Here is a 19,377-nt window from a genome sequence, read left to right as displayed (position 1 = left end):
CTGGCTGTTTGACGGGTATTCACGCATCCGTCGCCGAAGATTCTCCGGCCGCCGCCGTGTAGACCTCCAGACCCTCGACGGCGCGGCGTGCGACCTCGGCGGCCAGGCCCGGATCGGTCGCCCGAACGACGTCTGCGTGGCCGAGAAGGAAGCGGAGCAGCCACGCACGGTCGTGGTAGGCGATCTCCACGTCGACATCGCCGTCCGGGCGGCGGACCACACTGTGGAAACGGAATTCGTCGAGGAACCATGCCGCGGTGGACGGGACACGGGCCTTCTCCACGCGGATGTCGCCCTCGCCGTCATCCTGGGGCTCAGGGCCCAGCGCTCGGCGCGGTCCCACCTCCTCCACCCCGCTCATCCGGTCGGTCCGAAAAGTCCGCCACTGCCCGGACTCACGGTCCACCCCGTGGACGTAGGAGTGACCGTCGGCGACAGACAGTCGTGCAGGATCCACGACCCGGGTGGTGGAGGTGTCGGAGCTGGCCGAGTGGTAGACGAAGCGTAGCGCACTGCCGTTGTGGACGGCGGTGCGGACGACGTCCGCGTCGGCATCGACCGTCTCGTGCCGGGCGTCGAACCCCGCGGCGCGTTCGTCGGCCCCGGTGGCGGACCGCAGTGTCGTCAGCAGGTCGCGCAAAGCGGCCTGGTCGATCACCTCCGGCTGGTCCAGAAACACGGCCAGGCCGGTCTCGAGGGTGATCGCTTCCGCGGCCGTCAGGCGAACCGGACGGTCGATTCCGGCGGTGAACGTCACCTCGACCATCTCGGCGTCATCGAGGTCTTCGGACGAGAATGCGAGGTCGATCAGGTCACCGGGCCCGTAGCCGGGCAGACCACAGGACCACAGCTGCCACAGTGCTGCCCGGAGTTGTTTCTCGGTCAGTCCAAGGTCGCGAGCGGCGTCGGACACCGGTACCGCGCCCCGGGTGTGAAAGTACGGGACGACGCTGAGCAGCGTGGCCAACGGGACAGCGCGGGTGCTCATCGGGCGGCCTCCTCGGCGGCGGTGAGGATTGACACGACCCGGACGCGAAGCTCCGCCGGACGCAGCGCAACGGCGTCGGCGCCCTGTGCAGCCACCAGCGCGGACAACTCTCCCAGCGGAGCGGCGACCTCCAGATCGGAACCGGGCCTGCCGAACCGCTCCGCGGGGGTCTCGGACCGGGCCATGGCCCGCAGTTCCGCTGCGTGCCCGTCGGCGGCCCAGACCGTGGCCTCCAGCAGGGGGTTGAGCCGGGTGACGGTGTCATCCAGCAACGCCAGGACCCGCTCGGTGGGCGGGACGGGAACGGTTCGCGCGACCCGGCCGAGCCGAACGTCGGAGATTCGGACGAGCCGGAACGTGCGGGGCTCGCCCCGGTCGAGATCGTGGCCGACGAGGTACCAGTGACCATGGCGGGAGCCGGCCCACCAGGGCTCGACCCGCCGGGCAGCGGGATCGGCGGCGCCGGCGGGGGTGTGCGAGAACGTGACCGTCGATCCCTCCGCGATCGCCTCGGCGATGAGAGCGGCGGTCGCGAGCTCGGCAGGGTCGGTTACCGAGACCGTCGCGGCGGCATCGTGCACCGGGTCGATTCCCGCCGCCGTGAGCTTGGCCAGCGCCCCGTCAGCGCGGGCGGCCCGCTCCCCCTCGCGCCACACCTCGGCCGCGATGGCCAGCACGCCGGCCTGCTGCGGCGTGAGGGCGATGTCTGGCAACTCGTAGCCGTGGGCGGGGATGCGGTACCCGGAGGGCGAACCGGGGGCCAGCGAGGCGCCTTGCTCGAGGGGGACGCCGGCGTCGCGGAGTTCCCGCTTGTCGCGCTCGAACATCCGGAGATAGGCAGCGTCGTTTTCGCAATCGTCGTATCCCTGGACCATGCGGCGGATCTCGCCCGCCGACAAGAACGCGTTGGTCGACCGGAGGCAGATCACGAGGTTGACCAGACGTTGGGACTTCGAGGTGGGCACGCCGCAGACGCTATCGTTCGAGGGCCGCGATGAGATCGTCGACACGCGGATCATCATCGGCGAACGGGTCCGTGAGGGCGACGGTGGGCAACGTGCCGTCGGAGACCTTGAGGTGGACCCAGTCCACGGTGAAGTCGCGCCCGGCCTGCTGGGCGGCCGTGATGAACCTCCCACGCAGCGCCGCGCGGGTGGTGTCGGGGGCGACGGTGCGGGCCCGCTCCACCTCGGACTCGTCCACGACGCGCGAGACGAGTCCGCGGCGTTCCAGAACCGAATGCAACCCGCGGCCGGGTCGCACATCGTGATAAGTCAGATCGATCTGGGCCAGCCTGGGGTGGTCGAGGTCGACGCCGGTCTTGTCCTGTACCTGTCGGATGAGTCGGAGCTTGGCTGCCCAGTCGATGTCGGCGGCGATCGCATCATGGTCCCCGGACTCGACTGCGTCGAGCACCTTCTCCCACAGCGCCACGCACCGCTCGACGTCGTGGCGGTCGTCGCGCTCCCACCCGCCGGCGGCGAGGTATCGGTGGACCGCGGCGAGGAATTCCCGTTGGATCTCCAGCGCCGTCATGGTGGTGCCGTCGGTCATTGCGACGGGGCGGCTGCCGGTGAGATCGCGGCTGATCTCTCGGATCGCCCGAACCGGGTGCGCGACGGCCATCGGCCGCAGGTCGATGCCGGCCTCCACCATCTCCAATACGAGTCGGGTGCTGGCGACCTTGAGCAGCGTTGTGGTCTCGATCATGTTGGAATCACCCACGATCACGTGCATGCGCCTGAACCGGGTGGAGTCGGCGTGCGGCTCGTCGCGGGTGTTGATGAGCGGCCGGGAGCGGGTGGTGGCGGAGGAGACGCCGTCCCACATGTGCTCGGCGCGTTGGGAGAAGCAGAACGTTGGCTCCTCGGTCTCCCCCAGTCCGACACCCGCCGGGGTGCCCGGCAGGATCTTGCCGGCGCCGCAGATCAGCTGTCTGCTCACGAGGAACGGCAGGAGGGTCGTGGCGATGCTGCGAACCTGGGTTGCGCGGTCGAGCAGGTAGTTCTCGTGGCACCCGTAGGAGTTGCCCATCGAGTCGGTGTTGTTTTTGAACAGGTAGACCTTGGCGTCGATCCCCTCGGCGGCCAACGATTTCTCGGCGGTCCGCGCGAGGTCGTCGACTATCCGCTCCCCCGCCCGGTCGTGGGCGACGATCTGGCGAAGGCCGTCGCATTCGGCGGTCGCGTACTCCGGGTGGGAGCCCACATCGAGGTAGAGACGGGAGCCGTTCGCGAGGAAGACGTTGGAGCTGCGCCACTGTTTCACCACGGGCCGGAAGAAGTAGCGGGCGATCTCGTCGGCGCCGAGAGATCGGGCGCCATCACCGCCGACGCTGGTGATCCCGAACTCCGTTTCGATCCCGACGATGCGACGGATCATGGCGGTCTACTGCCCGCCCTTCTGGACGTAGGACTTCACGAACTCCTCGGCGTTGGTCTCGAGGATGTCGTCGATCTCGTCGAGAAGCGAGTCGGCCGAAGTGGTGTCTGCAGCCTTGACGACCTGGCCGGCCTCATCGTCGTCGCCGCCGGGGCCTCCGGTGTTCTTCTGAATCTGGGACATGGTGTGCTCCTGTGTTTGCGAGGCGGTCCGTACTTGAAACGGTCCAAATTCACGGTGGTCGGTAATCGGTGCGGCGGGCTATCAGTGGGGCGCGTGTCCGACGGGTCCGTCGGGACTGAGGTAATCCGGGTGGGCGTCGCAGAACTCCCGGCTGCCGGTGTAAGGGTCGGTGAGGTCGACGTGGCGTTCCTGTCCGCGGGAGTCGACGACGACGACGAGGTCCCACCCGGCGGCCCGGACACGGTCGCCGAGTTCTGCGAGGAAGCGTCCCCTCGCCCAGGCCCGCGTTCTCTCGGGCGGAGCCGTGACGGCGGACTCGACCTCGTCAGTGGTGGTGAGCCGACGCATCGCACCCTTGGCGACAAGACGGTTGTAGAGGCCGCGTTCCGGGTCGATGTCGTGGTACTGGAAATCAATGAGAGCGAGCCGGGCATGCTCCCATCCCAGTCCGTCCCGCGCGCGGAAACCCTCGAGCAGACGGAGTTTGGCCGGCCAGTCCAGACGGTCGGCACACGACATGGGGTTCTGTTCCAGGGCGTCGAGGATTTCCCGCCATTCGGCGAGGACCTCGGCAACCCAGTCCGGCCGTCCGGCGCCGTCGCCGATGAGCTGCGCGACCCGGTCCAGGATCTCGCGCTGCAGGCCGATCCCGGTCAGAGCGCGACCATCGGGCAGCGGCACCGTGGCGGTCAGCGACGCGTCGTGGCTGATGGTGTGCACCGCCTCGACGGGGTCGACGGGCAGGAGGTCGGAGAAGTCGACACCCGCCTCGATCGCGTCGAGCACCAGGCACGTGGTGCCGATCTTGAGGTACGTCGCCAGCTCGGACATGTTCGCGTCGCCGATGATCACGTGCAGGCGCCGCCACGTCTCGTCGGACGCGTGCGGTTCGTCGCGGGTGTTGATGATCCCGCGGCGCAGGGTGGTCTCGAGCCCGGTGAGTACCTCGATGTAGTCGGCGCGTTGGGACAGTTGGAAGCCAGCCTTCTCGCCGGACTGCCCGATCCCAACGCGTCCGGCGCCAGAGAACACCTGCCGGGACAGCAGGTGTGGCGCCAGGCTCACTGTCAGGGCGTCGAAGTCGACGTCGCGGCGGACGAGATAGTTCTCGTGCGCGCCGTACGAGGCACCCTTGCCGTCAACGTTGTTCTTGTACAGCTTGAGCTCGGCGTTGCCCTCGGTGGCCGACGACTCGATCCCGGCCCGGTGCATGATCAGCTCGCCGGCCTTGTCCCAGATCACCGCGTCCAGGGGAGAATCGACCTCGGGCGCCGAGTACTCGGGGTGGGCGTGGTCCACGTAGAACCGAGCGCCGTTGGTCAGTACCCGGTTGGTCACCCCGAACTCGCTGGGGTCGTAGGCCCGCGCCGCTCCCAGGTCGAAGCCGCGTGCGTCCCGCAGGGGGGACTCGGAGTCGTAGTCCCAGCGGGTTTCGTCGGCTCCCCCGGCGGTCTCGCCGGGGTCGGTGTAGGCCTTGATCACCTGGGTGGAGCTGACGACCGAGCTGAGCAGGGGCTGGCCGACCGCGACGATGCCGAACTCGATCTCGGTGCCGATGATCCGGCCACGCGCGGTCACTGGGACGCTCCCCTGTTGGGGACGGAGACCTCGACGACGCGCTCGCCGCGCACGCCGGCCAGGCGGGCCCACTCCTGGGGGTTGGAGGTGTTGGGCAGGTCAGCGCTCTCGGCGAACTCGGCATCGACCGCGTCGAGGAAATCGTCCGTGGTCAGGCCCTGCCCGCTCCCGTGGACGATGTCCTTGATCGCCAGCTTCTTGGCGCGGTCCACGATGTTGCGCAGCATCGCTCCAGAGGTCAGGTCGGCCAGATACAGGGAGGACCTGCGGCCCGACGCGTAGATCAGGTGCACGTAGGTGGTGGACGCGTCGCGGGTGTAGAGCCTGTCGACGATCCTGTCGATGAGGCCACTCACGTGCGACTGGCCGTCCGTGTCCCCGACCTCGGCCGGGTCGAAACGCAGATCGGGGGTGATGTATTTGGCCAGGATGTCGGCTGCGGCGTCACGGTCGGGCCTGTCGATCCGGATCTTCAGATCGAGACGACCGGGGCGCAGGATGGCCGGGTCGATCATTTCCTCCCGGTTGGATGCACCGATCACGATGACGTTGCGCAGGTCCTCCACGCCGTCGATCTCCGCTAGCAACTGCGGCACGATCGTGGTCTCCATGTCCGAGGACACCCCGGAGCCGCGAGTGCGGAAGATCGAGTCCATCTCGTCGAAGAACACGATGACCGGGTTACCCTCGGTCGCCTTCTCGCGCGCCCTCTCGAAGATGGAGCGGATGTGTCGCTCGGTCTCGCCGACGTACTTGTTGAGCAGTTCCGGGCCCTTGATGGAGAGGAAGTACGAGTTCGGATAGCGCCCGTCGGACACATCGTCCCCTCGGGAGACCGCCGCCGCGCGGGCCAGCGAGTGCGCGACGGCCTTGGCGATGAGTGTCTTCCCGCATCCGGGCGGGCCGTAGAGCAGGACGCCCTTGGGCGGGGACAGGTGGAACTCGCGGTACAGGTCGTGGTGGATGAACGGCAGCTCGATCGCGTCACGGATCTGCTCGATCTGCGGGCCGAGACCACCGATGTCCGAGTACTCGACCATCGGGATCTCCTCGAGCAGGAGCTCGTCTACCTCGGCCTTGGGCACGACCTCGTAGGCCACGCCCGCCTTCGGGTCGACAAGCACCGCGTCACCCGGGCGGACCGGGGCCGGGTGCTCGGCCGTGCGCCCGCCCCGCAGCGCGGCGGCCAGCACAACGATGTGCTCCTCGTCGTTGCCCATCACGACGCGGGCGCGGACGCCATCGGCGAGAACGTCGCGGAATACCGCGGTGACACCCGTGACGGGCAGTTCACCGGAGACCTCGAGGACGGTCATGGCCTCGTTGAGGCGCACGGTCACGCCAGCAGTCAGCTCGCCGACATCCAGCCCGGGGACGGTCGTCAGCCGCATCCGCCGGCCGGCGGCCATAACCTCCACAGTGTCCGGGTCGGTGGGCGCGGCCAAGACGACGCCGTACGTGTTGGGTGGGTTACCGAGCCGTTCGACCTCGCCCTTGAGGGTCTCCAGCTGGTCGCGGGAGTCCTTGAGCAGCTCCGCGAGACGGATGTTGCGCGCGCCGAGGGCATCGATCTTGACCGCCTTCTCGCGATCCGTCCGGGCCCCCTCGTCGACGGCCTTGCGCAGCCGCGTGAGCTCCGCCCGATCGATCTTGACCCGCTCGTCACCCTGCTCCGCCGGGGAACGTCCCTCGGTCACGCGATCACCTGCCCTCCTGGTCGTCGACGAGTCGCCTCGTCGTCGTCCCCTCCACCCTATCGGCCGCCCACCAGCGCGGGTGCCCGCGAGGCCACGCCCCGGACTGACCCCGCCCCAGGAAGGTCAGCCCTTGCCGCTGCGCCTCTTGGGTTTAAGGGTGGTCACGCCCTCGGCCAGTCGGCGCGCAGTCACCAGGAATGCCGTGTGGCCCTGCATGCGGTGTTCGGGACGCACGGCCAGTCCGACCACGTGCCAGCCGCGGTTGATCGACTCCCACGCGCGCGGCTCCGTCCAGCACTGCTGGCGACGCAGCGCCTCGACGACGTCCGACAGCTGCGTCGTTGTGGCGACGTAGGCAACCAGCACTCCGCCGGGGACCAGCACCTCACTTACCGTTGGCAGGCATTCCCAGGGCGCCAGCATATCCAGCACGACGCGGTCGACCTGGCCACCCAGCGCCTCGGCGGACGTCTCGGCGAGGTCAGCGACACGCAGGTCCCAGTTGTCCGGGTGCTCGCCGTAGAACGTCCGAACGTTGCGCTCGGCGTGCTCGGCGTGGTCCTCGCGGATCTCGTAGGAGAACACCCGTCCTTCGGGGCCCACGGCGCGAAGCAGCGAGCAGGTCAACGCGCCGGACCCGGCGCCGGCCTCCAGTACCCGGGCGCCGGGGAATACGTCACCCTCGTGGACGATCTGCGCCGCGTCCTTGGGGTAAATCACCTGCGCGCCCCGCGGCATCGACAGCACGTAGTCGGTGAGCAGCGGTCGCAGTGCCAAATAGCTCGCGTCCTTGGTCGAGGTGATGATCGACCCCTCCGGCGCGCCGATCAGGTCATCGTGGCGCACCGCCCCGTGGTGGGTGAAGAACTCGGCGCCCTCGACCAGGACGACCGTGTACTTCCGTCCCTTGGCGTCAGTGAGTTGGACGCGGTCTCCCACGACGAACGGACCGGATCGCTGCACAGGACCTCCAGGGGGACATTCAGGCCGGTTGTCCGACCAGTTGTCTACCCTGCCAGGTGTGACAGATCCCCTCGAAATCGGTGGCATCTCGGCGGCGGGCGACGTGCCCGTACCGGAACGCAAGCCTCTCGCTCTGTCGGCCTCGCGCGCCGCGGACTTCCGGCAGTGTCCATTGCTGTACCGGCTGCGCGCCGTGGATCGGATCCCGGAGCCCAAGACGCGCGCACAGGTGCTTGGCACGGTCGTCCATTCAGTGCTCGAAGAGCTCTACGGGCTCGAACAGTCCGAGCGTGCGCCGGACCGCGCGGCCGCGCTGGTTCCCGCCGCCGTCGAGCACTTCTATGCCGCCGAGAACGGAGCCGAGGTGGTGCCCGACTCCGAGCGACCCGGGTTCGAGGCAGAGGTGGCCGGCCTGGTCTCGGCCCTCTACGGCGTCGAGGACCCTCAGCGCTTCTCCCCCGCTGCCTGCGAGCAGTACCTGGTCACGGCCACGTCCGCCGGAACCCCGTTGCACGGCTTCCTCGATCGTGTCGACGTCGCCCCGACCGGCGAGGTCAGGGTCGTGGACTATAAGACCGGCAAGCCCCCGAACCCCCGCTATCAGCAGCAGGCGATGTTCCAGATGCGCTTCTACGCGCTGATGTACCAGCGAATCCACGGTGTGCTCCCAGCGCAGCTCAAGTTGATCTACCTCAAGAACGGCAGTTGGCTCACGTTCACGCCGGACCACGCCTCACTCATCGAGACCGAGGCCTCGTTGGACATGCTGTGGTCGGAGATCGAACAGGCAGGTGAGACCGGGGACTTCCTACCCCGTACCTCTCGCCTCTGCGACTGGTGCAATCATCAGGACCGGTGCCCGGCGTTCGGCGGTACCCCCCCGGATTACCCGGGATGGCCCGGGACGCGCGTGGTGCCGGTCGGAGCAGACAACCTGCTGTCAGGTCAGGGAGAACCGAGGAGTACATGATGACGGAGGCCTACTTCGAGCCGCTGGGAACCGACGACGGCTGGGAGGTCTTCAGAGCGACCCCGCACACGGTCAGTGCCTGGGGTCCCGATTTGCAGCACGGGGCCCCGCCCTCCGCCATCCTCACCCGGGCCATGGATCGCCTGGATCCGACTGCTGATACCCGTATCGCCCGGGTGGCAGTCGATCTGCTGGGGCCGGTGCCGTTGGGTGAGTTGCGGACCCGGGCGCGCGTGACCCGGCCGGGTCGGCGGATCCAGATGATCGAATCCGAGCTCGAGGCGGGCGGGCGGATCGTCGCGCGGGCGAGCGCATGGCGGATGCTCATCAGCGACACCGCGGATATCGAACAGACATTGGACCGGCCCCGCGAGCTTCCGGGCGCCGACTACAACAGCGAATTTTTCCACCGCTGGACCAGCGGTTACATCGATTCTCTCGAGCTTCGTGGTGCCGAGGACGGCACCGTTTGGGCGCGACCGACGATGCCTCTGGTGGCCGGTGAGGAGACGACCCCTGCCGAGCACGTGATGTGCGTGGCGGACATCGCCAACGGCGTCGGTGCGGTCCTCGAACCGGAAGAGTGGCGATTTCTCAACACGGACCTCGTGACGCATCTGCACCGCCGACCCGTCGGCCAGTGGATCGGCGTGGCAGCGCAGGCGTCAATCGGCCCCGACGGCGCGGGTGCGACTTCCGGAACCCTCTTCGACGAGGTCGGCGCAATCGGACACACCCTTCAGGCGCTTCTCGTCGAACGGGTCTGATCACAGCCGATCGGGTGGAGGATGACTTGACCCGGTCGGCCCAGGCCATCCGATCGGCTCACCCCACTGCTTCGAATTAGCCCATCCGGCAGGAACGGATGTCGGTCGCGATGATCGACTTCGCGCCGGCGGCCGCGAGCTCATCCATGATCGAGTTCACCTTCTTGCGGGGAACCATCGACCGGACAGCGATCCACGCCGGGTCGGCCATCGGAGAGACTGTGGGCGACTCGATCCCGGGCGTGATCGCCGAGACCTCGGCGAGGAGATCCCTGGGGCAGTTGTAGTCCAACATCATGTATTGCTGCGCGAAGACCACGCCCTGCAACCGCGCCCTCAGCTGAGCCATCGGCGCGGTCACCTCGGCGTCCGAACGGGAGATCAGCACGCCCGCGGAGTCACACAGCACGTTCCCGAATGCCTCGAGCCCGTGGACCTTCAGGGTCCGTCCAGATCCCACAACATCGGCGATGCAGTCCGCCACACCCAGTTGAATCGAGATCTCCACGGCGCCGTCCAGCCGGATGACCTCAGCTTCGATACCCCTCTGCTGGAGATCACGACGGACGATATTGGGATAGGAGGTCGCGATCCGGGCGCCGGCGAGCCGATCGGTGGTCCAACCCGCCCCGGCGGGACCCGCGTACCGGAAAGTGGAGTGCCCGAACCCCAAATCGAGCTGCTCGTCGACCTCGGCCATGGAATCCGCAGCCAGATCACGACCGGTGATCCCCATCTCGAGGCGGCCAGAACCGACGTAGACGGCGATGTCCTTGGGGCGGAGGAAGAAGAACTCGACGTCGTTGTCCGGGTCGATCAGGGTGAGGTCCTTGCTCCCCTCGTGACGCCGGCGGTATCCCGCCTCGGCGAGCATCTCGGATGCGGACTCGGACAGGGCGCCCTTGTTGGGCAGTGCGACACGCAGCATGACGGCGGCTCCGGGATCTGTGAGCGTAAGGGTGGACGTGGGTCGAGGTCTAGAGATGTCGGTAGACGTCCTCGAGGGCCAGTCCGCGCCTGAGCATCATGACCTGGGTCCAGTACAGAAGCTGGGAGATCTCCTCCGCGAGCTCGTCGTCTGACTGGTATTCGGCGGCGATCCACACCTCGCCAGCCTCCTCGATGACCTTCTTGCCCAGATGATGCACACCCTTGTCGAATGCAGCGACGGTGCCGGAGCCTTCGGGTCGCGCGGTGATCCGCTCGGACAGCTCGGTGAACAGTGAGTCGAAGGTCTTCACATGCTCGATTGTCCCACAGCCGTACGAGCGGGTGTGCCGGAGGTGAGGGCGTGGAGACCCGCAGTGTCGACCCCCTCCAGGGTCGTGTGGGTGTGGGCCCCGACGACGTCAGGCTGGCCATCGGTCGACGGGATATAGAGAACCCGGCACCCGGCGGCGACAGCAGCGGTCGCGCCCGTCACCGAATCCTCCACCGCCACGGTCGCGCCGGGCTGCACCCCGAGGCGGGCACACGCGAGGAGGTACGGGTCCGGGGCGGGTTTGGCGTTGGCGACCATGCACCCGGTGACAACCACGTCGAAGCGGGAGCGATTGATGAATTCCAGAGGCACCACCGCGACGTCGGCGGTGGTATTGGTGACCAACGCGACCGGCATTCCTGTCGAGGCGACATCATCGAGAAGCTGCTCGGCGCCCGGTCGCCACCGCATGTCGGTGCGCATCAGCTCGGTGACACGCGAGTTGAGGCGGTGAGCGAGGCGGTCAAATTCCTCCCCCTCGATCCGACGCCCGGTGTACTCGCTGAGGATCTCGAAAAACCCGTGGAGCGAGTTGCCCAGCGTGCGCTCGCGCGTCGTGTCGTCGAGGGGGCGGCCCATGTGCTCGGCGAGTTCGTACACGGCGATATCCCACAGGCGTTCGGTATCGACGAGGGTGCCGTCCATGTCAAGACACACGGCGGCCGGAGCGAGGTCGGGAGAGGTGCTGGTCACGGCCTACTGTCTACCTGAACAATGTGGACCGGGGGTGGCGAGCGTGACCTTCGGGGAGCAGGTCGCCCCGTTCTCAGCAGTCTCGCGGCGGCACGATGAACCGCTCGGTGTGGGTGGCCGAGGCGAATGGCGCGACCGAGCCCGGCGCGAACGTGGGTAGCGCGGATTTGCTGGTGGTGATGGTGACCGCCACCCACCCGCGCCCGGTGAGCGTGGCACCGGCGCCCACCTCCGGCCCGGTCGACTGGACGGTCTGCGTCCCCCGGACATCGGTGTCGATGTTGTGCCAGTCCACCGTCGCCGAGTTGAACGGGAACATCGCGGCTGAGAAGTCGAACGAGTTGACGTGATGATCGAGGTCCCGGGCATTGGCGGCGAACGCTTGATGGAACTTCCCGTCGCCCCCCAGCAGGCAACTACTGAAGACCCCGAAGCGGATGGTGTGTTCGCCCCCGAGTGGATAAGGCAGGCGCATGTCCCACGCGGGAGAGTCGTGCCAGACCTGGGCGGAGGCGGCCGGGGACGACGCCACGGCCGCACCCCCAGCGAGCAGTGTTGCCACGCAGGCGATGCCAGCAGATCTCCGGACGGTGGTCATGGTGACTCCCTCTGGCTCTCGGATGTGATGCTGCCCGCCCCCGCCCGGACGGAATCAGACGTTGAAGTACTTCGCCTCCGGGTGGTAGAGCACGAACGCGTCCGTCGACTGCTCCGGGTGCAGCTGTAGCTCCTCGGAGAGCTCGACCCCGATGCGTTCGGGCTCGAGCAGGTCGACGACCACCTTGCGCGACTCCAGGTCCGGGCAGGCGCCATACCCAAAGCTGTATCGGGCACCCCGGTACTTGAGGTTGAAGTACTCCTCGATGTTGTCCGGGTCCTCGTCCGAGACCGAGCCCTCGGGCAGGCGAAGTTCGTCCCGGACCCGCCGGTGCCAGAACTCGGCCAGAGCCTCAGTGAGCTGTACGGACAGGCCGTGGACCTCAAGGTAGTCCCGGTAGTTGTCGGCGGCGAACAGCGTGTTGGCGAAGTCCGCGATGGGCTTACCCATGGTGACCAGCTGGAACGGCAGGACGTCCACGACTCCTTCCGCCTCGCAGCGCTCTCTGGAGGCCACGAAGTCGGGGATGGCCAGGAAGCGGGAACGCTGCTGGCGCGGGAACGCGATCTTGTGGAGGACCTCGGCATCCGGGCGCGGCTCGGCGAGCACCCAGATCTCGTCCCCGACCGAGTAGGCCGGGAAGTAGCCGTACACGACGGCAGAGTGCGACAGGATGTTCTCGGTGGTCAGCCTGTCGATCCACGCGCGCAGGCGAGGCCTCCCCTCGGTCGCCACCAACTCCTCGTAGTCGGGCCCATCCCCGCTGCGTGTGCCCCGAAGTCCCCACTGTCCGAAGAACAGCGCGCGTTCGTCAAGGTGACCGGCGTAGTCGGCCACCGGGATACCCTTGGCGATCCGGGTCCCCCAGAACGGCGGGGTCGCGATGGGCTGGTCGGCCGCGACATCCGATCGCTCGGGGACCACGACGGGCTCGGCCTCGGCCGCGCGCTTGGCCGCGATCCGCTCACTACGGGCGCGGCGCTCGCGCCGCTCTGCTGCCTTGGCTGCGGATTCTGAGGACTGCGACATCGGGACACCGGTCCGCTTGGCCGTCATCACCTCGTCCATCAGCCGCAGACCTTCGAACGCGTCCCGCGCGTAGAACACGTCGCCCTGATACATCTCGGCCAGATCGACCTCGACGTAGGACCGAGTCAGCGCGGCGCCGCCGAGCAGGACGGGAAACTCCCCGGCGATGCCCTCCGAGTTGAGCTCGGCCAGGTTGTCCTTCATCACCACTGTCGACTTCACCAACAGGCCGGACATACCGATCACATCGGCCTTGTTCTCGCGGGCAGCCGAGATGATCTCCGAGACCGGCTGCTTGATGCCGATGTTGACCACATCGTATCCGTTGTTGGACAGGATGATGTCCACGAGATTCTTGCCGATGTCGTGCACGTCGCCCTTGACTGTCGCCAGCACGATGCGACCCTTGCCGTCCTCGTCGCTGGCCTCCATGTGGGGCTCCAGGTGAGCGACCGCGGCCTTCATGGTCTCCGCTGACTGCAGGACGAACGGCAGCTGCATCTGTCCGGAACCGAAGAGCTCACCTACGGTCTTCATTCCTCCGAGCAGGTGCTCGTTGATGATCTCCAGAGGGGGGATCTCCGCCATCGCGGCGTCGAGGTCCTGCTCCAGCCCCTTGCGCTCGCCGTCGACGATCCTCGCCGACAGTCGCTCCATGAGCGGCATCGCCGCGAGCTCAGCTGCTCGTGCGTCCTTCGCACCGGCCGCGGACACACCCTCGAACAGTTCCATGAAGACCTGGAGGGGGTCGTAGCCCTCTCGGCGACGGTCGTACACCAGGTCAAGGGCGACCTCCCGCTGCCGGTCGTCGATCTTGCTCATGGGCAGGATCTTCGAGCTGTGTGCGATCGCCGTGTCGAGACCCGCCTGGATGCACTCGTGCAGGAACACCGAGTTCAGAACCTGGCGGGCGGCCGGGTTGAGGCCGAACGAGATGTTCGAGAGCCCGAGTGTCGTGTGGATCTTCGGGTGGGACTCGGTGAGCCGGCGGATCGCCTCGATGGTCTCGATGCCGTCGCGGCGCACTTCCTCCTGGCCGGTCGAGATCGGGAAGGTCAAACAGTCGATGATGATGTCTTCTTCCGCTACCCCCCAGTTCCCGGTGAGGTCGGCGATGAGCCGTTCAGCGATCTCGACCTTACGGTCTGCCGTACGCGCCTGTCCCTCCTCGTCGATGGTCAGGCCGACGACAGCGGCGCCGTGGCGGGAGACCAGTTGCATGATTCGCTGGAACCGGGAATCCGGCCCGTCACCGTCCTCGTAGTTGACCGAGTTGACCGCGCAGCGGCCACCCAGCTTCTCCAGACCGGCCTCGATGACATCGGGTTCGGTCGAGTCGAGCATGATCGGCAGTGTCGAGGACGTGGCGAGCCGACCTGCCAGCTCCCGCATGTCCCCGGAGCCGTCCCGGCCGACGTAGTCGACACAGAGGTCGACCATTTGAGCACCGTCGCGCATCTGTTCCTTGGCGATGTCCATGCAGGTTTCCCAGTCCTCGGCGAGCATGGCGTCGCGGAACCGCTTGGACCCGTTGGCGTTGGTGCGCTCGCCGATCATGAGAATGCCGGCGTCGGCACGCAAGGGGGTCGACGTGTACAGCGATGCGACCGCGTTGATGGGCTCGACCCGTCGCTCGGCCTTCTCTCGAGCGAGTACCTCGTCCCGTAGGCGCGTGATGTGCTCCGGAGTAGTGCCGCAGCACCCTCCCACCATCGACAGCCCGAACTCGGAGACGAAGTCGGCCACCTGGGGCGCGAACGCCTCCGCGCCCAGGGGGTAGACGGCGCCGTGCTCACCGAGCTCCGGTAGGCCGGCGTTGGGCATGACCGACACCGGGATCCCGGCGTGCCGGGACAGAAACCGCAGGTGTTCGATCATCTCGGCCGGCCCGGTGGCGCAGTTGAGACCGATCATGTCGATGCCGAGTGGCTCCAACGCGGTGAGGGCCGCGCCGATATCCGAACCGAGGAGCATGGTGCCGGTGGTCTCGATGGTGACGTGGGAGATGATCGGCAGCCGTCGCCCAGCCGCGGCCATCCCGTCCTGACAACCGAGTACCGCGGCCTTGACCTGGAGCAGGTCCTGGCTCGTCTCGATCAGGTAGGCGTCCGCGCCGCCTCGGGCGAGTCCCTCGGCGGCCTTGGCGTAGGCGTCCCGCATCTCCTCGAAGGTGGTCTGCCCGAGAGAGGGCAGCTTGGTGCCCGGCCCGAGAGAGCCCAGCACCATCCGCGGCGTCCCGTCCTCGGACGGGCCCATCTCGTCCGCGACCTTCCGGGCGATCGCCGCCCCCTTCTCTGCGAGTTCGCCGATCCTGTCGACGATGTCGTAATCGCCCAGGTTGGATAAGTTGCAGCCAAAGGTGTTGGTCTCCACCAGGTCGGCGCCAGCAGCGAAGAACGCCCGGTGGATGTTCTCCACGACGTCCGGGCGGGTGGCGTTGAGGATCTCGTTACACCCCTCCAGGCCCAGGAAGTCCGAGTCCACGTCGAGGTCGACGGCTTGCAACATTGTGCCCATCGCGCCGTCACCGATCAGTACTCGCCGACGGGCGGCATCCAGTAAGGGCGAATCGAAATCGACAGACATGAGCCCCAGTGTATGGGTGCCGTGCAATCGGACGAACGTAGGCTGTACTGATGACTGTCCAATGGAGTCCCGACGGGCATCTCGATTTGGAGAGCCCGGTGATGATCGTGGCCTTCGAGGGCTGGAATGACGCCGCCGACGTGGCGACCGGCACCATCGAACACCTGGCGCTCAACTGGGAGGCCCGCCAGATCGCCGAGGTCGGCGGTGACGAGTTCTTCGATTACCTGGAGCAGCGGCCGGTCGTCCGGATCTCAGGCGGAGTGTCGCGCTCGGTGGAGTGGCCCCGGATCGTGGTGTCTGCATGCCGCCCGGATGGCGTCGCCAACGATGTGTTGTTGGTGCGCGGGCCCGAACCGGCCCTGAAGTGGCGCAGGTTCGCCTCCGAGTTCGTTGACCTCGTCGACACTCTCGGCGTGACCCAGGTGGTCCTGCTCGGCGCCTATCTCGCGGACGTGCCGCACACCCGGCCGGTCCCCCTGACCGGCGCTGCATTCAGCCGGCAGCGGATGTCGACCATGGGCGTCGAGGCATCGGACTACGAGGGGCCCACCGGGATGTCCGGCGTACTCCAGCAACTGCTCACCGAGGCGGGTGTGCCGACTCTGAGTGTGTTCGCGGGGGTCCCCCACTATGTGGCCTCGCCACCGAACCCGCGCGGAACCGAGGCGATGCTGTCCTGGCTCGCCGAGAACCTGGGTATGGCGGTGCCGATGGACGCCCTGCGCGTACAGGCCCGGACGTGGGCCGAACGGGTCGACACAGCCGCGGGTGAGGACGAGGACCTGCGCGACTACATCCAGTCCCTCGAAGACCGGATGGACGAGGAGTCCGGGGTGACACCCGGTATCGACCCGGAGCCCGACCGTGGACGAGCGTCGGGTGGGGAGGCGATGCCCCTGGTCGACGGCGAGGCGATCGCCGCCGAGTTCGAGCGCTTCCTACGGGGCGACCGAGATGAGCCGGATCCCGGTTAATCCTGCCGCGGTACGGGTACGCGTGCTGCGCGTCTGCCGATCAATCCGTGACCGGCGGAACACCGAGCAGGGCGTCCAGCGCGTTCGCGACGGCGGTGCCGGCGGACGCGTCAGATGCGTCGCCGTCAAGCGTCGCCCGCGCCCACGCGTCGATCGCCGCGAGCGCCCCCGGCGTGTCGAGGTCGTCCGCGAGCCGCTCACGCAGAGCGCCGATCGCGGCAGCGGAGTCTGCGCCGGCTCCTCGGGCGATCGCCCTGTTCCAGGTCTCGTATCGGGCGCGAGCGTCCTCGAGCAGTCCCTCGGACCAGGACCTGTCGACACGGTAATGCCCGGCGAATAGCCCGAGCCTGATGAGCGCCGGATCAACGCCCTCCTCCCGCAACGCCTGCACGCGCACGAGGTTGCCGAGCGACTTGCTCATCTTTATTCCGTCCAGCCCGATCATCGCGGCGTGGACGTAGAAGCGAGCGAAGGGCTGCTCCCCCGTCGCGGCCTCGGCGTGCGCCGCAGAGAACTCGTGGTGGGGGAACGCCAGATCGCTACCACCGCCCTGGATATCGAACTCCATCCCCAGGCGGTTGCGGGCGATCGCCGAGCACTCGATGTGCCACCCGGGTCGGCCCGCCCCCCAGGGAGAGGGCCACGACGGCTCGCCGGGCCTCTCGACGCGCCACAGGAGTGCATCCAGCGGGTGCTCCTTGCCGGTTCGGTCCGGGTCGCCACCGCGTTCGGCGAAGGCGACCGTCATCTCCTCGTCGTCGTACCCCGACTCGTAGCCGAAGTCCTCCGTGGCGCGATGACGGAAGTAGACGTCGGAGTAACCGTCGACCGCGGGATCGATGCAGTAGGCGTGGCCGCGCTCAAGGAGCTCCGCCACCATGTCCACCACCTCGTCGATGGTTTCCGTGGCGGCCACGTAGTCGCGGGGAGGGATGACCCGCAGTGCCTCCATGTCCGCCCGGAACAAATCCGTCTCGCGGTCCCCGAGTTCCTGCCAGCCCACACCGTCGCGCTCGGCCCGCTCGAACAACGGGTCGTCGACGTCGGTCGTGTTCTGGACGTAGTGAACCTCGTGGCCAGCGTCGAGCAACTGACGGTAGACGAGGTCAAACGCGAGATAGGTGGCGGCGTGACCGAGGTGGGTGGTGTCGTACGGGGTGATCCCGCAGACGTACATCCGCGCGACCGGCCCGGGAGCCACGTCTCGGACCTCCCCGCTCGCCGTATCGAACAACCTCAGCGAAACGCCGGCGCCGGGGACCGAGGGGACGACAGGCGAGGACCACGAGTGCATGCGGCCGAGTCTAGAGACCGCGCGGTCAGAAGAGCGGCCAGGGTAAGGGGTAGCCGGGCCCGGGGACGGGGAAGACCCGGCTGGCGAGCAGGGCGACGACGCGCTCGGAGAGAGCCTCGACCTCTGTGGAGGAGAGCAGGTCAGACAGCGCCTCGGTGAGGTCGCCGTCTTCCGCCAGTTCGCCGCGGAGTCGTTCTAAGCCCGCAACCTCGTCGTCGGTGAAGCTGTGACCCGCCCACCCCCACAGGACCGTGCGTAACTTGGGCGCGGTGTGAAAGGACAGCCCGTGGTCGATCGCCCAGACGACCCCCTCCGAGTCAACCAGGACGTGCCCGCCCTTGCGGTCGGCATTGTTGACCACAAGATCGAACAGCGCGATGCGTCGCAGTCGGTCATCGGTGTCGTGGGCGACCACCACCTCCTCCCCCCGGTCACCCTCCCCGCGCAGCACCACAGCCCGGTTCCCTGGGACGGCATCGGCGGGGTGGACGTCGACGGGATCGTGCCCGGGGCGCTGCTCCCGATCTACCTCGGCGATCCACCGCTGGGCCATGCCCGGCCCACCCGGGCCGTGCGCCGCAACGGTTTGCGGCACGAGACCCCACCCGAGTGCCTCCGACACCGCGTGCGCGGCGATTTCCCGCGCAGCGAGGCTGCCGTCGGGGAAATCCAACAGCGGCCGCTCCCCCGCCGATGGCTTGTAGACCCAGCTGTCCCCCCAAGCGTCCACGCAGTGGTAGACCGCGTTGCTACCGGACGGGATCCGGTACAGCACGGTGAGTTCAGGACTAACCGGGCGGGTGGTCACGGGTCGATAAGCTCGGTGAGCGCTTCACCGGACCGCGGGAGATAACCGTTGAGGCGGACGCACAGGTGGCCGGTGGTGTCGATAGGTTCGCCGCACAGCGGGCACGGGGCACGGCCGGCGGAGACGACCCGCTCGCTGCGCAGCACGAACTGACGGGCTCGCTGCGGGGTGAGGAAGACGCGCAGGGCATCCGGGGCATCCTCGGCGTCCGACAGCACCACCGACTCGTCGGTGGCGGACGGGTCCATGGCCAACAACTCCACCACGACCTTGCTGTGTTCACCGTCCCAGCCCAGCCCCATGGTTCCCACCTGGAACTCAGCGTCCACGGGCATCTCCAGCGGGTCCAGGTCGTCGACAACCCCGCCGGCGGGCGGAACCGGAATGTCGGACTTGGCTGCGATCTCGTCGAGCAGGTCGCCCATCCGCTCTGAGAGGATCTGGGCCTGCTGCTTCTCGCACCGTACGGAGATGGTCCGACCCGACTCGGTGGCCTGGACGAAGAAGACCCGCTCGCCCGGCTGGCCGACCGTGCCTACCACGAACCGGGTCGGATCGCGGAACTCGTGCACTGCCCTGCTCATGCCGGTGGTCTCCTCATGG

General features: G+C 67.8%; 18 protein-coding genes. 3 read left to right on the top strand and 15 right to left on the bottom strand.

Going from position 1 to position 19,377, the window contains the following annotated elements; genetic code table 11:
- Nucleotides 1–19 precede the first annotated feature (19 nt).
- From FQ137_RS11160 to FQ137_RS11130, 7 genes are all read right to left on the bottom strand, one after another.
- The gene (locus FQ137_RS11160) at nucleotides 20–988 is read right to left on the bottom strand and encodes a YafY family protein (protein WP_149292442.1); all 969 of its coding nucleotides are present in this window, start codon (nucleotides 986–988) and stop codon (nucleotides 20–22) included.
- Nucleotides 985–1,953, bottom strand: coding sequence for a YafY family protein (locus tag FQ137_RS11155; RefSeq protein WP_149292441.1), 969 nt, complete (start codon nucleotides 1,951–1,953; stop codon nucleotides 985–987). The genes FQ137_RS11160 and FQ137_RS11155 overlap by 4 nt, the downstream gene beginning before the upstream one ends.
- 10 nt (nucleotides 1,954–1,963) lie before the next feature.
- Entirely contained in the window at nucleotides 1,964–3,370 is a 1,407-nt protein-coding gene (gene pafA, locus FQ137_RS11150; RefSeq protein WP_149292440.1) for a Pup--protein ligase, read from the bottom strand.
- A gap of 6 nt (nucleotides 3,371–3,376) precedes the next feature.
- Nucleotides 3,377–3,553 (bottom strand): ubiquitin-like protein Pup, encoded by a 177-nt coding sequence (locus FQ137_RS11145; RefSeq protein WP_149292439.1) that lies wholly within the window; start codon nucleotides 3,551–3,553, stop codon nucleotides 3,377–3,379.
- An 81-nt stretch (nucleotides 3,554–3,634) separates the two neighbouring features.
- Nucleotides 3,635–5,131 carry a depupylase/deamidase Dop gene (gene dop / locus FQ137_RS11140; protein WP_149292438.1) on the bottom strand — a complete coding sequence of 499 codons (1,497 nt, stop codon included), beginning with the start codon at nucleotides 5,129–5,131 and terminating at the stop codon, nucleotides 3,635–3,637.
- Nucleotides 5,128–6,828 carry a proteasome ATPase gene (gene arc / locus FQ137_RS11135; RefSeq protein ID WP_149292437.1) on the bottom strand — a complete coding sequence of 567 codons (1,701 nt, stop codon included), beginning with the start codon at nucleotides 6,826–6,828 and terminating at the stop codon, nucleotides 5,128–5,130. Before arc ends, dop begins: the two co-directional genes overlap by 4 nt.
- A 123-nt stretch (nucleotides 6,829–6,951) precedes the next feature.
- Entirely contained in the window at nucleotides 6,952–7,791 is an 840-nt protein-coding gene (locus FQ137_RS11130) for a tRNA (adenine-N1)-methyltransferase (RefSeq protein WP_149292436.1), read from the bottom strand.
- Between the two features lie 58 nt (nucleotides 7,792–7,849).
- Between FQ137_RS11130 and FQ137_RS11125 the strand changes: the two genes are divergently transcribed.
- Entirely contained in the window at nucleotides 7,850–8,761 is a 912-nt protein-coding gene (locus FQ137_RS11125; protein ID WP_149292435.1) for a RecB family exonuclease, read from the top strand.
- A complete protein-coding gene (locus tag FQ137_RS11120) occupies nucleotides 8,761–9,528 on the top strand; it encodes a thioesterase family protein (RefSeq protein WP_149292434.1) in 768 nt (255 codons plus the stop codon). The genes FQ137_RS11125 and FQ137_RS11120 overlap by 1 nt, the downstream gene beginning before the upstream one ends.
- Before the next feature lie 76 nt (nucleotides 9,529–9,604).
- Here FQ137_RS11120 and hisG read toward each other — a convergent pair whose 3' ends face one another.
- The 5 genes from hisG to metH form a co-directional block, all read right to left on the bottom strand.
- Complete coding sequence (gene hisG, locus FQ137_RS11115) at nucleotides 9,605–10,456, bottom strand: ATP phosphoribosyltransferase (protein WP_149292433.1); 852 nt, start codon at nucleotides 10,454–10,456, stop codon at nucleotides 9,605–9,607.
- Nucleotides 10,457–10,505: 49 nt separating this feature from the next.
- Nucleotides 10,506–10,769, bottom strand: a complete 264-nt coding sequence (locus FQ137_RS11110) for a phosphoribosyl-ATP diphosphatase (protein WP_149292432.1) — start codon at nucleotides 10,767–10,769, stop codon at nucleotides 10,506–10,508.
- The gene (locus FQ137_RS11105; protein WP_149292431.1) at nucleotides 10,766–11,482 is read right to left on the bottom strand and encodes an HAD family phosphatase; all 717 of its coding nucleotides are present in this window, start codon (nucleotides 11,480–11,482) and stop codon (nucleotides 10,766–10,768) included. Before FQ137_RS11105 ends, FQ137_RS11110 begins: the two co-directional genes overlap by 4 nt.
- A 73-nt stretch (nucleotides 11,483–11,555) precedes the next feature.
- Entirely contained in the window at nucleotides 11,556–12,080 is a 525-nt protein-coding gene (locus tag FQ137_RS11100; protein ID WP_149292430.1) for a hypothetical protein, read from the bottom strand.
- Between the two features lie 54 nt (nucleotides 12,081–12,134).
- Nucleotides 12,135–15,695, bottom strand: a complete 3,561-nt coding sequence (gene metH, locus FQ137_RS11095) for a methionine synthase (RefSeq protein ID WP_149292429.1) — start codon at nucleotides 15,693–15,695, stop codon at nucleotides 12,135–12,137.
- A gap of 50 nt (nucleotides 15,696–15,745) precedes the next feature.
- On the opposite strand from metH, the gene FQ137_RS11090 reads away from it, so the two are divergent.
- Complete coding sequence (locus tag FQ137_RS11090) at nucleotides 15,746–16,672, top strand: PAC2 family protein (RefSeq protein ID WP_149292428.1); 927 nt, start codon at nucleotides 15,746–15,748, stop codon at nucleotides 16,670–16,672.
- Nucleotides 16,673–16,712: 40 nt separating this feature from the next.
- Here the strand turns inward: FQ137_RS11090 and mshC are convergent, their stop codons facing one another.
- From mshC to FQ137_RS11075, 3 genes are read right to left on the bottom strand one after another with little or no spacing between them, the layout of a single operon-like run.
- Nucleotides 16,713–17,966 (bottom strand): cysteine--1-D-myo-inosityl 2-amino-2-deoxy-alpha-D-glucopyranoside ligase, encoded by a 1,254-nt coding sequence (gene mshC, locus FQ137_RS11085; protein WP_149292427.1) that lies wholly within the window; start codon nucleotides 17,964–17,966, stop codon nucleotides 16,713–16,715.
- A gap of 25 nt (nucleotides 17,967–17,991) precedes the next feature.
- Nucleotides 17,992–18,774, bottom strand: coding sequence for an SCO1664 family protein (locus FQ137_RS11080; protein WP_149292426.1), 783 nt, complete (start codon nucleotides 18,772–18,774; stop codon nucleotides 17,992–17,994).
- Nucleotides 18,771–19,358, bottom strand: a complete 588-nt coding sequence (locus FQ137_RS11075) for a DUF3090 domain-containing protein (protein ID WP_149292425.1) — start codon at nucleotides 19,356–19,358, stop codon at nucleotides 18,771–18,773. Before FQ137_RS11075 ends, FQ137_RS11080 begins: the two co-directional genes overlap by 4 nt.
- Nucleotides 19,359–19,377: the final 19 nt, after the last annotated feature.

It is taken from the genome of Dietzia sp. ANT_WB102 (genome assembly GCF_008369165.1).
In the GTDB taxonomy this organism is placed as follows: domain Bacteria; phylum Actinomycetota; class Actinomycetes; order Mycobacteriales; family Mycobacteriaceae; genus Dietzia.
This window is presented reverse-complemented; position numbering and strand designations above follow the sequence as displayed.

Excerpts from the sequence above, each read along its gene's own strand:
- FQ137_RS11090 (WP_149292428.1), top strand. The coding sequence starts at position 15,746 with ATGACTGTCCAATGGAGTCCCGACGGGCATCTCGATTTGGAGAGCCCG.
- FQ137_RS11120 (WP_149292434.1), top strand. The coding sequence starts at position 8,761 with ATGACGGAGGCCTACTTCGAGCCGCTGGGAACCGACGACGGCTGGGAG.
- FQ137_RS11160 (WP_149292442.1), bottom strand. The coding sequence starts at position 988 with ATGAGCACCCGCGCTGTCCCGTTGGCCACGCTGCTCAGCGTCGTCCCG.
- metH (WP_149292429.1), bottom strand. The coding sequence starts at position 15,695 with ATGTCTGTCGATTTCGATTCGCCCTTACTGGATGCCGCCCGTCGGCGA.
- FQ137_RS11075 (WP_149292425.1), bottom strand. The coding sequence starts at position 19,358 with ATGAGCAGGGCAGTGCACGAGTTCCGCGATCCGACCCGGTTCGTGGTA.
- pafA (WP_149292440.1), bottom strand. The coding sequence starts at position 3,370 with ATGATCCGTCGCATCGTCGGGATCGAAACGGAGTTCGGGATCACCAGC.
- mshC (WP_149292427.1), bottom strand. The coding sequence starts at position 17,966 with ATGCACTCGTGGTCCTCGCCTGTCGTCCCCTCGGTCCCCGGCGCCGGC.
- hisG (WP_149292433.1), bottom strand. The coding sequence starts at position 10,456 with ATGCTGCGTGTCGCACTGCCCAACAAGGGCGCCCTGTCCGAGTCCGCA.
- FQ137_RS11145 (WP_149292439.1), bottom strand. The coding sequence starts at position 3,553 with ATGTCCCAGATTCAGAAGAACACCGGAGGCCCCGGCGGCGACGACGAT.
- FQ137_RS11100 (WP_149292430.1), bottom strand. The coding sequence starts at position 12,080 with ATGACCACCGTCCGGAGATCTGCTGGCATCGCCTGCGTGGCAACACTG.